Source organism: Pyxidicoccus fallax (assembly GCF_012933655.1).
In the GTDB taxonomy this organism is placed as follows: Bacteria; Myxococcota; Myxococcia; order Myxococcales; family Myxococcaceae; genus Myxococcus; species Myxococcus fallax.
The window spans coordinates 1-421 of the sequence record NZ_JABBJJ010000788.1 but is presented as its reverse complement, the minus strand read 5'-3'; the positions used below and the strand labels follow the sequence as shown (position 1 = coordinate 421).

At 72.2% G+C, this 421-nt stretch carries 1 protein-coding gene; it reads left to right on the top strand.

The window, feature by feature from the left end; genetic code table 11:
• Positions 1 to 224: 224 nt before the first annotated feature.
• On the top strand, positions 225 to 421 hold a 197-nt coding region (locus HG543_RS54865), incomplete at its 3' end, for a hypothetical protein (protein ID WP_211194834.1).

Sequence of the window (421 nt, the reverse complement as noted above, 5' to 3'; positions counted from 1 at the left end):
CACCCACCCGCACGCTTCCCGGTGCCAGCGCTCCCCACGCGCTCTCCGTGCGCCAGCACCTCCCGCGGCGACGGACGTGTCCAACCGCCCAACGCCTCCGGCCGGGGCCAGTCCGGATGCCCGTGCACGAAGGTGAAGTGGAAGCGCTTCCGCGTCGCGCACCACGCCAGGTGCTTCTCCGGACGCGCCAGCTCCCTCTCGAAGTCTCCCAGGCGATTCGGCGGATGTCGCCCTCGGCCTCCTGGCGCACCTGCTGGGCGCAGCCCGCCTTGCTGTCATGGCGCCGGAAGCTGCTGCCCACCGACATCTTCCCCGCCCTCGCCTGTTCCTCGGCGCGCACATGCCCATCGCCGCGCACGGACCGCTTCGCCGCCGACTCGCGCAGCGTCATCTCGTACAGGTCCTCCGAGGACCCCATCCC